This is a genomic window from Pseudoduganella sp. jia 9, assembly GCF_055502615.1.
Window position 1 is genome coordinate 177464 of sequence record NZ_JBUPWE010000013.1, and the last position, 12877, is coordinate 190340.

At 66.6% G+C, this 12877-nt stretch carries 12 protein-coding genes; 7 read left to right on the forward strand and 5 right to left on the reverse strand.

Annotation, left to right across the window (positions count from 1 at the left end):
• Window positions 1-2 precede the first annotated feature (2 nt).
• Complete coding sequence (gene flgL / locus ACY34H_RS18705; RefSeq protein ID WP_464978966.1) at window positions 3-899, forward strand: flagellar hook-associated protein FlgL; 897 nt, start codon at window positions 3-5, stop codon at window positions 897-899.
• Window positions 900-917: 18 nt separating this feature from the next.
• Window positions 918-1976, forward strand: coding sequence for a hypothetical protein (locus ACY34H_RS18710; protein ID WP_464978967.1), 1059 nt, complete (start codon window positions 918-920; stop codon window positions 1974-1976).
• Here the strand turns inward: ACY34H_RS18710 and ACY34H_RS18715 are convergent.
• Both ACY34H_RS18715 and ACY34H_RS18720 read right to left on the reverse strand, forming a co-directional pair.
• Window positions 1936-4155 (reverse strand): putative bifunctional diguanylate cyclase/phosphodiesterase, encoded by a 2220-nt coding sequence (locus ACY34H_RS18715; protein WP_464978968.1) that lies wholly within the window; start codon window positions 4153-4155, stop codon window positions 1936-1938. The two genes, ACY34H_RS18710 and ACY34H_RS18715, sit on opposite strands and share 41 nt — an antisense overlap.
• A gap of 147 nt (window positions 4156-4302) precedes the next feature.
• On the reverse strand, window positions 4303-4707 hold the full coding sequence (locus ACY34H_RS18720) for a hypothetical protein (RefSeq protein WP_464978969.1): 405 nt from the start codon (window positions 4705-4707) through the stop codon (window positions 4303-4305).
• Window positions 4708-4796: 89 nt separating this feature from the next.
• On the opposite strand from ACY34H_RS18720, the gene ACY34H_RS18725 reads away from it, so the two are divergent.
• On the forward strand, window positions 4797-4982 hold the full coding sequence (locus tag ACY34H_RS18725; protein ID WP_131145177.1) for a DUF3460 family protein: 186 nt from the start codon (window positions 4797-4799) through the stop codon (window positions 4980-4982).
• Between the two features lie 110 nt (window positions 4983-5092).
• Here ACY34H_RS18725 and ACY34H_RS18730 read toward each other — a convergent pair whose 3' ends face one another.
• Window positions 5093-5722 (reverse strand): YcbK family protein, encoded by a 630-nt coding sequence (locus ACY34H_RS18730; RefSeq protein ID WP_464978970.1) that lies wholly within the window; start codon window positions 5720-5722, stop codon window positions 5093-5095.
• A 207-nt stretch (window positions 5723-5929) separates the two neighbouring features.
• Window positions 5930-6757, reverse strand: a complete 828-nt coding sequence (locus tag ACY34H_RS18735; RefSeq protein ID WP_464978971.1) for an EAL domain-containing protein — start codon at window positions 6755-6757, stop codon at window positions 5930-5932.
• A gap of 192 nt (window positions 6758-6949) precedes the next feature.
• Here ACY34H_RS18735 and ACY34H_RS18740 point away from each other — a divergent pair, with 192 nt between their 5' ends.
• Window positions 6950-7672 (forward strand): class II glutamine amidotransferase, encoded by a 723-nt coding sequence (locus ACY34H_RS18740; protein ID WP_464978972.1) that lies wholly within the window; start codon window positions 6950-6952, stop codon window positions 7670-7672.
• Window positions 7673-7758: 86 nt separating this feature from the next.
• Here ACY34H_RS18740 and ACY34H_RS18745 read toward each other — a convergent pair whose 3' ends face one another.
• The gene (locus ACY34H_RS18745) at window positions 7759-8280 is read right to left on the reverse strand and encodes a GNAT family N-acetyltransferase (protein WP_464978973.1); all 522 of its coding nucleotides are present in this window, start codon (window positions 8278-8280) and stop codon (window positions 7759-7761) included.
• Between the two features lie 178 nt (window positions 8281-8458).
• Here ACY34H_RS18745 and ACY34H_RS18750 point away from each other — a divergent pair, with 178 nt between their 5' ends.
• The 3 genes from ACY34H_RS18750 (at window position 8459) to ACY34H_RS18760 (ending at window position 12867) form a co-directional block, all read left to right on the forward strand.
• On the forward strand, window positions 8459-9493 hold the full coding sequence (locus ACY34H_RS18750; protein WP_464978974.1) for a sulfate ABC transporter substrate-binding protein: 1035 nt from the start codon (window positions 8459-8461) through the stop codon (window positions 9491-9493).
• A gap of 197 nt (window positions 9494-9690) precedes the next feature.
• Complete coding sequence (locus tag ACY34H_RS18755; protein ID WP_464978975.1) at window positions 9691-10596, forward strand: serine hydrolase; 906 nt, start codon at window positions 9691-9693, stop codon at window positions 10594-10596.
• Window positions 10597-10734: 138 nt separating this feature from the next.
• The gene (locus tag ACY34H_RS18760; protein WP_464978976.1) at window positions 10735-12867 is read left to right on the forward strand and encodes a PhoX family protein; all 2133 of its coding nucleotides are present in this window, start codon (window positions 10735-10737) and stop codon (window positions 12865-12867) included.
• Window positions 12868-12877: the final 10 nt, after the last annotated feature.

The window sequence follows — 12877 nt, forward strand, 5'->3', positions numbered from 1 at the left end:
TGATGCGCATCGCCACCACCCAGTTTCAAGCCACGCTGAGCCGCTCGCTCGATCTCAACCAGACATCGGTATCGCGCCTGACCGAGCAGATGGCAACCGGCAAATCCATGATGGTTCCGTCCGACGACCCGATCGCCAGCGTGCGCGTGTCGCGCCTGGCGCGCGAGGAAGCCATCATCGACCAGTACCGCGAGAACATCGGCGCGGTCAAGATCCGCATGTCGAAAAACGAAAGCTACCTGTCCGGCATGGTGGGCGACATGACCGAGGCCCACGACCTGCTGGTCTGGGCAGCCGACGCCAGCAACACGCCGGATGACCTGAAATCGATGGTTACCAGCCTCGAATCGCTGCGCGACAGCCTGCTGTATACCGCCAATACGCGCGACCAGGAAGGCAAGTACCTGTTCTCGGGCACGCTGACCAACACGGCGCCGATCGTCCTCGACGGCACCACGTACCGCTATGCCGGCAACGCCGGCGAGCAGAAAGTCGTCGTCGGCAACGGCATCACGCAGGCCGTCAACGTCAGCCTGGGCGGCCTGGAGACGCTGCTGAACAAAATGAACCAGGCGATCGATGCACTGAAGAACACCACCACCGGTTCTTCCGTGGAACCGCTGAAGTCGGTGATCGGCGAGACGATGACGCTGGTGTCTTCGACCCAGGATCAGGTGGCCGGCAAGATTGCCAGGCTGGGCGGCGCGCAGAACGTGCTGGCCACGCTGGACGGCAACCATGCCAATGTCAGCCTGTCGAACAAGATGGCGATGACCGAACTGTCGCAACTCGATTACGGTGTCGCGGCGACCGAGCTGTCAGGCTACAATATGGCACTGCAAGCCACGTATCAGTCGTATTCCAAGGTAAGCAATCTTTCACTTTTCAACGTTCTTTAATTGATTTAACACACCGCAATGCAAATACAGCGCTCCAGCACTGCCGGAATCAGCAAGGAATCGCCGGGCTCGGCGACCTCGCTGGATCAGGCCGGCCTGGCAGGCGCTGCCCAGGGAAAAACGTCGGCCAATGGTCCGGCGCCGGGAGCGCCGGCCGCGCCCCCCAACCAGGCCACGCCCTTGCGGCGCGGGCTGAGCAACTGGGACCAGCCCCTGCAGACCGATATTTCCAGCGCCCAGCAGGCGGTGGATTTCCTCGAACAAAGCGCGGCGCAGTTGCGCGCGCTGAAAACCGATCTCGCCACCAGGCTGGCCGCGCGCGAGATGCGGGACGGCCAGGTCGAGCAGCAGGTACGGCAGTTTGCCGATACCTGGCGCAACCGCCGCCAGGCATCCGGCGGATCGCTCGATGCACGGCTCAACTACAGCGGCGCGGAACAGTCGAGCCAGCGCTTCACCGTGCGCGGCATGTCGCTGGCGAACCTGCGCAACGGCGCGCGCGAGACGCTGGCGGTCGCCATCGGCGGCGGCGCGCAGGGGCTGCGCTCGGTGCACCTGTCGCCCGGCCTGTCGGACGAGGAGATCGTTGCGCGCTTCGACCAGGCCCTGGGCCCGGTCGGCGTGCGGGTGTCGTCGAACGACGATGGCGACCTGGTATTTTCCACCAGCGAAGGCAGCTGGCCGTCGGTACGCGATTCGATCGCCGTGCAGGGCAGCGGCATCCGCTTCCCGACCGGCCAGTTGAACCGGCTGAAAGCGGAGGCGGAGCCGCCCGCGGTGGCGCCCGAGAACTGGGACATCGCCGACATGGAATCGATGCGCGACACGCTGCAGCAGGTGATGCAGGCGCTGTCGCACGTGGAAGCCGCGCTGGCCAAGGTCCGCAAGGAACTGAACACGGCAACCCGGCGCGCCGAGAGCGCGATGCCGGACATCGAGGTGGCCGGCGTGGACGACCTGGCGACCCGTTTTTCCAAGATCGCCAACGAGCCGGGCTACCAGTCGCTGCTGGCGCTGACCTCGGCGCTGGTGGGAATCAACCGGGACCGGGTAGTTTCGCTGCTGGGCTTGCGCTAGAAGTACCGGCTTCGAGCCGCCCCAGCCGCGCCAGCGCCAGCAGTTCTGGCGCCGGCATCGGCCGGGCAAACACATATCCCTGCGCCAGGTCGCAGCCGGCGGCTTTCAGCAGCGCCAGCTGCGCCTCGGTTTCCACTCCCTCCGCCACCACTTCCAGTCCCAGCTTGTGGGCCAGCAGGATGATGGCTTCGCACATCGCCAGGTCGCCGGAATCGCCGGCCAGGCCGGCCACGAAGCTGCGGTCGATCTTCAGGTAGTCGATGTCGAACTGCTGCAGCTGCGCCAGCGCGGAGTGGCCGGTGCCGAAGTCGTCCAGCGCCACCTGCATCCCCATCGCATGCAGCCGGCCGAGGCGTTCGAAGACGTGCCCGGCCGGTTCGTTGAGGATGTCTTCCGACACGTCGGCAACCAGGCTGCGCGGCGGCAGACGCAGGCTTTCCACATAGGCGAGCCAGCCGTGCGCCTCGTCGCGCAACTGGGCCGACGTGACATTGATGGTGACCTGGAACGGCCGGGCCAGTTCGCGCTGCCACGCCAGCACCTGGTCGGCAGCCTGGCGGAAGGCCCGGTCGCCGATGTCGAGCAGCACGCCGGACGATTCGGCGCCGGCGATGAAATCTGCCGGATTCAGCAAGCCCCGCTCCGGGTGGCGCCAGCGCAGCAGCGCCTCGGCGCGCTCGACGACGCCCGTCTTCAGGTTGACGATCGGCTGGTAGTGCAGTTCGAATTCCTGCTGCGCGGCGGCACGGCGCAAGTCGAGCGCCAGCCGGGCGCGCTGCTGGGCCGCCGACTGCATGTCGTCGGTGAAATACATAAAGCGGTTGCGGCCGCCGTTCTTGGCCGCGTACATCGCCTGGTCGGCGTGCCGCAGCAATTCCTCGGCATCGCCCGCGTCCGACGGATACAGCGCGATGCCGACGCTGCCGGAGATATTCCCCTGCGCGCCGCCGGCCAGCTCGAACGGCCTTTGCAACACCGCGATGACGTCCTGCGCCACCCGTTCGGCATCCTGCACGTGGCCTAGGCCCGGCAGGATCGCCACGAATTCGTCGCCGCCGATGCGGGCCAGCGTGTCCGTGGCGCGCATGCAGGCCCCCAGCCTTGCCGCCGCCTGGACCAGCAGCGCATCGCCCTGCTGGTGGCCATGGCGGTCGTTGATCTGCTTGAACTGGTCGAGGTCGATGAACAGCAGCGCGAGCAGGCCGCGCTCGCGGCGCGCCTTCTTCATTTCATGGCGCAGCCGTTCCTGGAACATATTGCGATTCGGCAGGCCTGTCAGCACATCGAAATTGGCCTGCTGCCAGGCCAGCTCCGCCGATTCGCGGTGCTCGGTGATGTCGGACACCAGCGCCAGCGCGCCGAGGAAGGCGCCGCCGGCATCGAACAGGGGATTGGCGGTCAGGTGCGCCCACAGCGCGGTACCGTCGCTGCGCATGAACTTCAGCTCATGCCGCCCCGGCATGCCTTCCTGCTGGCGCGCGACGTTACGCTCGAGCAGCGAGCGCCCTTCCGCGTCGAGGAACGACAGCAGTGGGCGGCCGGCCATCGATTCGACCGGATAGCCCAGCATCTCGGCCATGCGCGGGTTGGCGAAACTGGTGCGCGCGGCGGCGTCGAATTCCCAGATGCCCTCGCGCGCGGTCTGCACGATGCGGCGGAACCGCTCTTCGCTTTGCTCGAGGGCGGCGAGGCGTCCTTCCGCCGGCTCCACGGTCAGGCGCAGCGCGCCCGCTACCGCGCAACCGAGCAGGGTGACGGGCACGCCCCGGTCGCCACGATCGCGCTGCAGCTGGACGCCGCAGCGAACCGGCTCGCGGCTGCCCAGGGCGCGCGCGGCAAACGCGTCGAAATCGGCGAGAAAGCGCTGCGCCACGTAGCTGCGGAAGCGTTCCCGCCCGGCGCCGGCGCGGTCGATGCCCAGCAGGCCGGCGCCGGCCAGGTTGGCCTGCAGGATCGTCCAGTCCTCCGCCAGCAGGAAGACCCCGACCGGCGCCAGCAGATAAAGTTCATCGAAGCGCTCGTTTTCCTGCCCGGCGCCGCTGGACGGCTGCAATTGGCCGCCGCCCCCGAGCGCGGCCAGCAGTCCTTCCTGGGACAGGCCGGCGGACAGGCCGGACAGCAGCGAGTCGGGTGGGTGGAGCGACGGCATCGGTTCGGGCGCGGGCATGGTGCTGTCCATGGGGTGATCCCTATCGTGATGAAACCCTCGTTTCGTGATGAAACCCTCGTTATCTGGCGGCTGGGCTTTCTGGAACGCCGAACCAGACTAGCATGCACGATTTGCCAAGTCGAGCACGCGCCGCACCCGCGCGCGCGCCCGCTTCTTTCAGGACCAGCGCCGGCGCCCGAAGTTGTGGCCGACCACCAGCGTGGTACTGGCGACCAACGTGGACAGGCCAAGGATCAGCTGTACCAGCTTGTCCGCCGGCAGGATCCACATCGACCCTTTCGGTGGCTCCGCCTGGGAGACCGCGGCGATCAGTGGCGCCACCCACTCGGCGTCAGGCGTAATATCGAGGACGACGGCGTCATCCGAAGTCTGCATGAAGATGTCGCCTCCGGCGGCCAGTGTGAAGCACACGCCATAGCCGGTTTCGTTCTTGCCGACGTGCTCCTGCAAGGCCAGGTCGTGCTCGGCGATCCACAGTTCGGCATCGGCGGGGGTTTCCAGTGCCGTCCACGGCACGGGGCGGAACCGTGGTTGCGCCCCATCGTCTTTTTCGTGCTGCATGGGTCTTTGCTGTTCGTGTCCGCGAGGTGCTCGCGAATGGTGATTGGTCATCGATCGGCCCGCAGTGTAACCGAAGATAAGGAGGAATCATGAAATACACGCGCTATGTCTCGGAATTCGAGCAATTCCTGAACCGCTACAAGGAGGAGCATCCCAACGTCGAGGCGGACCAGCGCCGCGGCTGGAAGATCTGGTGGGACCACCGCCAGGACCTCGATGCGCTGGACCGGCAGCGGCGCGACTCGGTGGAGACCAAGCCGTACTATTACGGATGATCGCTTGAGAAAAACGGGCTCGGCGTCAGGCCGGGCCGCTTCGCGAGCGGCAATGCGTTGAGCGGCAATGCGCTGTCAAGCCGCAGCCCTGCATGGCCGCGGCGTTTCCATCACCCTTTCCAGGTGCGCTTGAGGCCGGTGTCGGCATGGATCCAGCCGCCGCGCGGGCCGCTGCGGTAATAGAAGCCGACGCCGCCGCCCCGGAAACTCTTGATGAGCCCGCCCACGACTTCCTCGTTCAGGTTGGCGATGCGAATGTCGGCGGCCTTGCCTTCGAGGTGCAGCGATTGCCGCGCGGCCGGAATGCCCTGCTCGCGCAGCCGCTGGTTCGATGCGGGCGTGCGGTAGCCGGACAGGATCTCCACCGGGCTGTTGATGCCGTAGCGCGCCACGAACGCCTGCGCACCCCACAGCGTTTCCAGCAGCTTCGGATCCATGGGCGCGGTGGCCTTGCCGTTCACATCGCGCAGCAGGTGGCACAGCTCCTGGTAGGCCGAGTCGATCAGTTCGCCGTCCTTCCAGTACAGGACCGACGCCTTCTCGCCGCTCTGCGGCCGCGTCACCGTGAGCGTGCGCGGCTTGACCCAGAATTCCAGGTCGAGCGCCTGGGCGTCGAAAATATCCGGCGGCGGTTCCAGGTCCTGCGCGCGCGCCGGCGCCAGGCCCACCAGCGGAGCCCCGATGAAGCTGGCGGCGGCTGCCCCCAGTGTCTTGTGTAGAAAATCTCTGCGCGTTGCCATAGCTATCCCATTGGTGCGGTGAAACGGATGCGAGCGTAACTATAGCCGATGGCGAGCGAAGGTGAGAAAGCTCTTTAACTGTGTGGCGTAAATTGTATCATTCGTGGCTCAACATTTAAGCCTCGCTTAATTCAGGCCCACTTGTGCACCTAGCCTGCTGCAACAGCCCTGTCATCGTCCTTGCCTGCCGGGCAACACGCCGGCGCGTCAGGCGGCCGCCCGCACCGGCGGGGCCGGCAGGGACGCGCGCGGCAGGTCCAGCGCGTGGCCCTGCGCCAGCGGCTGCACGCCGGCCAGCCCGGCGATGCCCCGGAGCGCCGCCAGCGCGCCCGCCCCTTCGGCGTGATGAAACAGGATCCGCGTGCCGCGCGCGCCCGCTGCCGCCAGCAGGCGCGCCATGCCGTCCCAGTCGCGCGCAGTGCGCGCATCGCAGCGGATCACGTCCGGGCGCACGCGCTCCAGCAGGGCCAGTCCTTCCGCCGCGCCGCCCGCATGCGCGGCGAAGCGGAAGCCGTTGCGCCGGTAATTGTCGGCCACGTAGCCCAGCAGCCAGCCCTGCTGCGGCGTCGTCGGCGGCAATTGCAGCACGATGTTCGCCAGCGGCAGTTCGAGCGCATCGAGGATGCGGCGAAATGCGTGGCCATGGTTGCTGCTGACGGCGGACAGCAGGCGCCCGTGCACGTTCAGGTGCAGGTCGAGCCCGGCGCACTCGGGCTGGCGGAAGAAGTTGATCGCGTGAAGCATGCGGCACAGGCGGTCGAGTTCGACGGACTCATCGTCGCTGGCGGCATTTTCCAGCAGGCGCCACAGCGACAAACCCTGGTCTTCCGCCGACGGCCCGCGCGCCAGCCCCTCGCAGGCGACGGGCGCGCCGCTGTCGAGTGCGCGTACCGGCTGGAACACGCTCGTCATCGTGCAGTTGAAAAAACGTCCGTGCGCGCGGCCGGCGCCGTCGAGCCACAGCGACGACGCCGCGGCCTCGCCCGCGGGATCGGCCAGCCGGGCCAGGTACTGTTGCAGGATGGGGAAACTCATTGCAGCCTTTCGAAAGCGGAAGCGGTTCGACAAGGCTAAGGCGCGGCAGCGGATTACAGAACGAATCGTTTTGCCGTTTGTTATTCGCCCCATGCATATCGCCGCCGGACGCGAGGCTATCGCTGGACAGCCATGCACACACATAAGCATATTGAAAAAGATTCGTTCCGGCGCGCCGCGTGTGCGGGTATCTTGAACGCAACTTCAACGATTCCCGATGCCATCATGTGCCAGCTCCTCGGATTGAACAGCAGCGTACCCGCCGGACTGGGCCCGTTCTTCGACGTGTTCGCGGAACGGGGCGGCCGTACCGACGAGCACAAGGATGGCTGGGGCATCGCCTTCCACAGCGGCAAGCGCTGCCGGTTGTACACGGATCACCGCGCCGCCATCGATTCGCCGCTGGCAGCCCGCATCCGCCGCCGTCCGCTACGCGCCCGCAACATCCTGGCCCATATCCGCAAGGCCACGCAGGGCCGCATCGCGATCGAGAACGTGCACCCGTTCGCCCGCCGCCTGTGGGGCCGCACCTGGTGCTTCGCGCACAATGGCGACCTGAAGGAATTCGCCCCCGTGCCGGGCCGCTTCGCGCCGCAGGGCGATACCGACAGCGAGGCGGCGTTCTGCCTGCTGCTGTCGAACCTGGCCGCCCGCTTCCCGGACGGCGAACCGGCGGCCGGCACGCTGCGCGACGCGCTGGCCGACGTGGCGGCGGGGATTGCCGCGCACGGCACGTTCAATTTCATCCTGTCGAATGGCGAGACGCTGTTCGCCCACTGCTCCACGCACCTGCACTACCGGCTCGACGAAGGCCGCGCGATGATCGCGACGCAGCCGGTCGATGCGCGGGAAGGCTGGGTCGCGTTCGCGTCCGGAGAGTTGAAGGCGTTTGGGAGTGGCACGCTGCATCCATGATGTTGCAGCGGGACCCGCATTGGTGATATTGCAGCGCAACCCTGCATCCTGATTTCCAGCGCCAGCCTGCATCCTTGCGGATGCAGCTACGCCGAATTGCAGTTGCAGAAACGCTTGCGCGCATCGGGCTGGGCGCCCTGCACCAGCGGTTTCCAGAACAAAATCGTTTCCACGCCGTACGGCGAACGCACATTGCCGTCTCGCCGGTAGCCGCTTGCCTCGAAGAAGCGTTCGGCAGTCGCCGTGCTGTGCAGGTACAGCGCCTTCATGCCCGCCGCCAGCGCACGCTCTTCCATCTGCCGCAGCAGCGCGCTGCCGGCGCCCTGCCGCTGCGCTTCCGGCAACAGGTAGCACAGCGCCAGCTTGCCCGCACCGGTCAGCAGAGACACGCCAACGACGGCGCCGTCCTGTATCGCCAGCAGGGAGTAATTGGTGGGCGATTCGAACCACGACGCCACCATGCCCGGATGCTTGTTGCCCAGCCAGGCCGCGAGGATGTCCGGATCGTTGCGATGGTCGAGCACGCAGCACTCGGCGATCGAACGGCGCAAAACCTGGCAGACGGCGGCGGCATCGGGAGGGACGGCGGGACGGATCTCGAAACTCATGGACAGTCGTGAAAAACAGCGCAGTGCGGTTGGCTCATTAGGCGGACTATACACCAGTCAGCAGGAAGCCGCCGGCAGCAAGCGCGCGCGGCGAATCTAAGCAAATTACGAAAATATAGTTTCCGTTGGGGCGGCATTTGACGGACCATGCATATCTGTTTTCTTACACGAGCACACCATGCCAAATAAAAAAATCGCATTTAGCGCAGTTTTCAGCAATACCCGCAGGCTGCTGCTGGCCGGCGTTGCCGCTTCGGCCTTGGCCGCCGCGCCGGCCCACGCGGCCGACGTCACGCTGCTGAACGTGTCGTACGACGTGGCGCGCGAGCTGTACAAGGACATCAACCCCGTCTTCGAAGCCCAGTTCAAGAAGCAGACCGGCAAGAGCATCGAAGTGAAGCAGTCGCACGGCGGCTCCTCGAAGCAGGCGCGCTCGGTGGCGGACGGCCTGGAAGCCTCGGTCGTCACGATGAACCAGGCCAATGACATCGACATGCTGTCCGACCGCGGCCTCGTCGTGAAGGATTGGGCCAAGCGCTTCCCGAACAATGCGGCGCCGATGTACTCGACGATGGTCTACCTGGTCCGCAAGGGCAACCCGAAGGGCATCAAGGACTGGGCCGACCTGGCCAAGCCGGGTGTCAAGGTCGTCATCCCGAATCCGAAGACCGCCGGTAACGGCCGCTACACCTACCTGGCCGCCTGGGGCTCGGTGCTGCAGAACGGCGGCAACGATGCGCAGGCGCGCGACCTGGTGACGAAGATCTTCCGCAACGTGCCGGTGCTGGACGGCGGCGGCCGTGCCGCCACCACCACGTTCACGCAGCGCCAGATCGGCGACGTGCTGGTGACGTTCGAGAACGAGGTGAACCTGGTGCGCGCCGAAATGGGCAGCAACTTCGACATCGTCTACCCTTCCGTGTCGATCCTGGCCGAATCGCCCGTCGCGGTGGTCGACAAGGTGGTCGACAAGCGCGGCATCCGCAAGGAAGCCACCGCCTACCTGAACTTCCTGTATTCGGACGCCGGCCAGGAAATCATCGCCAAGCACTACCTGCGTCCCCGCTCGCCCGCGGTGCTGAAGAAGTACGCGGCACAGTTCAAGGAGATCAAGCTGTTCACGGTGGACGACGTGTTCGGCGGCTGGCGCGCGGCGCAGAAACGCCACTTCGACGACGGCGGCGAGTTCGACAAGATCTACGCGAGCAAATAATCCACACAAGCAGCAGGGCAAGCAGTAATACCCCGTCAGTTTCGGGAAAAGGGACCGCAACGGTCCCTTATTTGTCATGATTCGTCCCGCACGGCTGACATAGTCTGGACTGGGCCTTGGCGCGCATGCTATCTTTCCGCCTCCTGGACATTGCTCCATAGCACTGTCCCGTCCGCTCGCCCACTCCACGCATAATAATGATCAAGAAACTCGCAGCCGCCCTGCTGCTGTCCGCCTCCGCTGCCGCGCTTGCCGTGCCGCTCGGTTCGCAATCCGTGCTCGTCGTCGACGACGCCGGCAAAATCATCGTCGAAAAGAATGCCGGCGCCGTCGTGCCGATCGCGTCGCTGACCAAGCTGATGACCGCGATGGTCGTGCTCGATTCCAAGCTCGACATGGAAGAACAGATCAGCATCGACCGGCAGGACGTCGATACACTGAAGCACAGCACCTCGCGCGTCCCGGTCGGCGCCACGCTGTCCCGTGCGGACGTGCTGCACCTGGCCCTGATGTCGTCCGACAACCGCGCCGCCGCCTCGCTGGCGCGCACCTTCCCCGGCGGCCCGACGGCGTTCAAGGCTGCCGTCAACGCCAAGATCCGCGCGCTGGGCATGACGCGCACGCGCATCGACGAACCCACCGGCCTGTCGCCGAACAATATGTCGACCGCCGAAGACCTCGTGAAAATGGCGGCCGCCGCGGCGCGCTACCCGACCATCACGCGCATGACGACCGACAAGAGCGACATCATGCAGATCAAGGGCCGCCAGGTCGAATACCACAACACCAATCGCCTGGTCGGCGCGAAAGGCTGGGACATCGGCCTGTCGAAGACCGGCTACACGGAAGAGGCGGGCCGCTGCCTGATCATGCGCATCAATGCCGCCGGCAGGAACGCGACGATGGTGCTGCTGAACGCCAGCGGCTCCTCGGCACGCATATCGGACGCGCTGAACATCCGCCGCATGATGACCGGCCAGGACGAACCGCGCGTGATGAAGGCAGCGGCCAAGGCGCGCAAGGCCGCCAGGGGCAGCAACGTGCGCAAGAAGGCCATTGTCAGCAAGAAGAAAAAGAAACCGGTGCGGCGCCGGGCGTCATAGGCGCACGGTCCCCCGGCAAAGCCGGCCTTGCGCCGGCTTTTTTGCGTCCCGTGCCAGCGGCCGGGTCATCAAGCGGTCACGCGAGCACCCTAGAATTCGGCGCTCTCATCAACCCTTGCATGACTGACATCGACACGCATGAGCAAAATCTCCCGCCCGCCCGAACCCGAAGACTTCGGTACCAACCAGTCCGGCAACCCGTATTTCGGCGACATCGTCCAGGCGCGCCTGTCACGCCGCGCCATCCTCACCGGCGGCCTCAGCACGGTAGCGCTGGCACTGTTCGGCTGCGGCGGCAGCGACGATCCCGCCCCCGCCACCACCGCGCCGGTCACGCCGGCGCCCGCCGAACCGGGGCTGCCGGCCAACACACTGAACTTCGAGAGCGTGAAACGCACGCCGATGATGGCCGGCGACGACCTGGTCGTGCCGCCCGGCTACCGCTGGACCGCCGTGACGAAACAGGGCGACCCGATCGGCAGCAGGCTCGGCGCACCGGTGTTCCGCACCAGCGCCGCACGCCGCTTCGACACCACGGGGGCCGAAGCGGAACTGCAGTTCGGCGACAACCACGACGGCATGGCGTACTTCCCGCTGCCCTACGGCTCGAAGAGCAGCGACCGCGGCCTGCTGGCCATCAACCACGAGGCGGCGCGCGCCAACGTCATCAGCGGCTTCCGCTTCACCGGCGTGAATGCCGCGACGGACCCTGCCACGCTGGACCCGGCCGGCGAGACGGCGATGAACCCGGACGTGGTGCGCAAGCAGAAGGCCTACCACGGCGTCTCCGTGGCCGAGGTCTACCGCGACGCCGCCGGCCAGTGGCAGGTGCAGCGCGATTCGGCGTACGCCCGCAAGGTGCATGCCGATACCTGGATCGCGATCGGCGGCCCGGCACGCGGCCATGCCGCGCTGCGCACGGGCGGCGATCCTTCCGGCGAACAGGTGCGGGGCACGCTGGGCAATTGCGGCAGCGGCGCCACGCCATGGGGAACCTACCTCACGTGCGAAGAGGACTGCCACAAGAACTACTTCGCCACGCGCGAACTGCCGGCCGACGATGCGCGCTTCCAGGACCCGAAATGGGCGCGCTACAACATCGTCAGCGGCTATGTGCGCGACTACACCTGGCACTTCGTCGACCGGCGCTTCGACCTGGCCGCCGAACCGAACGAGACCAACCGTTTCGGCTGGGTCGTCGAGATCGACCCCTACGATCCCACCTGGCAGCCGGTCAAGCGCACGGCGCTGGGCCGCTTCGCGCACGAGAACGTGGCGCACCTGGTGAACGCCGACAAGCGCGTGGCCTTCTACATGGGCGATGACCAGGGCTTCGACTACATCTACAAGTTCGTGACCGCGAAGGCGATGGACCCGGACAACCGCACCGCCAACCGCGGCCTGCTCGACGACGGCACGCTGTACGTGGCGAAGTTCGGCGAGGATGGCAGCGGCGAATGGCTGCCGCTGGTGCACGGCCAGAACGGCCTGACCGCGGAAAACGGCTTTGCAGACCAGGCCTCGGTACTGATCTGGGCGCGCCTGGCGGCGGACAGGGTCGGCGCCACGCAGATGGACCGGCCGGAATGGCTGGCGTCCGATGCAAGCAGCGGCTGGGTCTATGCCACGCTGTCGAACAACACCAGCCGCGGCAGCGCGACCGCGCCGGGCAGCACCGCCGCCACGCCGCGCGCAGCGCAGCCGAAGAACGCGATGAACCCGCGCGACAAGAACCTGCATGGCCACATCATCCGCATGCGCGATGCAGGCGGCAATGTGACCGGCACCCGCTTCAGCTGGGAGATGGTGGTGCTGGCCGGTACCGGCACGGCCGACACGCCGGACCCGGCCAACCGCGGCACGATCAGGGGCGACGCCTTCAGCTCGCCGGACAGCGTGATGTTCGACGGCTGGCAGCGCCTGTGGATCGGCACCGATGCCGGCGATGCGCTGAAATCCTCGGACTGGAGCGGCGCCGGCACCGACTGGTCGGGCCTCGGCAACGACATGCTGCTGGCGATGGATACCCGCAGCGGCGAAGTGAAACGCTTCCTGATCGCGCCGGACGGCGCCGAAGTGTGCGGCGCGCAGATGACGGCCGACGGCCGCACGCTGTTCGTCAACATCCAGCACCCGGGCACCGAGCAGCCGCGCGACACGCCGATCACCGCCATGACCTGGCCGGACAAGGTGCCGGTCGCCGACGGCGGCATCGTGCGCTCCGCCACGGTGGCCATCACGCGCATCGATGGCGGCGTGATCGGCATCTGAGGTTCGATGC

What these genes read in the sequence shown, in the direction of transcription:
- flgL (WP_464978966.1), top strand. Translation starts at nt 3, where the DNA reads ATGCGCATCGCCACCACCCAGTTTCAAGCCACGCTGAGCCGCTCGCTC.
- ACY34H_RS18710 (WP_464978967.1), top strand. Translation starts at nt 918, where the DNA reads ATGCAAATACAGCGCTCCAGCACTGCCGGAATCAGCAAGGAATCGCCG.
- ACY34H_RS18715 (WP_464978968.1), bottom strand. Translation starts at nt 4,155, where the DNA reads ATGGACAGCACCATGCCCGCGCCCGAACCGATGCCGTCGCTCCACCCA.
- ACY34H_RS18720 (WP_464978969.1), bottom strand. Translation starts at nt 4,707, where the DNA reads ATGCAGCACGAAAAAGACGATGGGGCGCAACCACGGTTCCGCCCCGTG.
- ACY34H_RS18725 (WP_131145177.1), top strand. Translation starts at nt 4,797, where the DNA reads ATGAAATACACGCGCTATGTCTCGGAATTCGAGCAATTCCTGAACCGC.
- ACY34H_RS18730 (WP_464978970.1), bottom strand. Translation starts at nt 5,722, where the DNA reads ATGGCAACGCGCAGAGATTTTCTACACAAGACACTGGGGGCAGCCGCC.
- ACY34H_RS18735 (WP_464978971.1), bottom strand. Translation starts at nt 6,757, where the DNA reads ATGAGTTTCCCCATCCTGCAACAGTACCTGGCCCGGCTGGCCGATCCC.
- ACY34H_RS18745 (WP_464978973.1), bottom strand. Translation starts at nt 8,280, where the DNA reads ATGAGTTTCGAGATCCGTCCCGCCGTCCCTCCCGATGCCGCCGCCGTC.
- ACY34H_RS18750 (WP_464978974.1), top strand. Translation starts at nt 8,459, where the DNA reads ATGCCAAATAAAAAAATCGCATTTAGCGCAGTTTTCAGCAATACCCGC.
- ACY34H_RS18755 (WP_464978975.1), top strand. Translation starts at nt 9,691, where the DNA reads ATGATCAAGAAACTCGCAGCCGCCCTGCTGCTGTCCGCCTCCGCTGCC.
- ACY34H_RS18760 (WP_464978976.1), top strand. Translation starts at nt 10,735, where the DNA reads ATGAGCAAAATCTCCCGCCCGCCCGAACCCGAAGACTTCGGTACCAAC.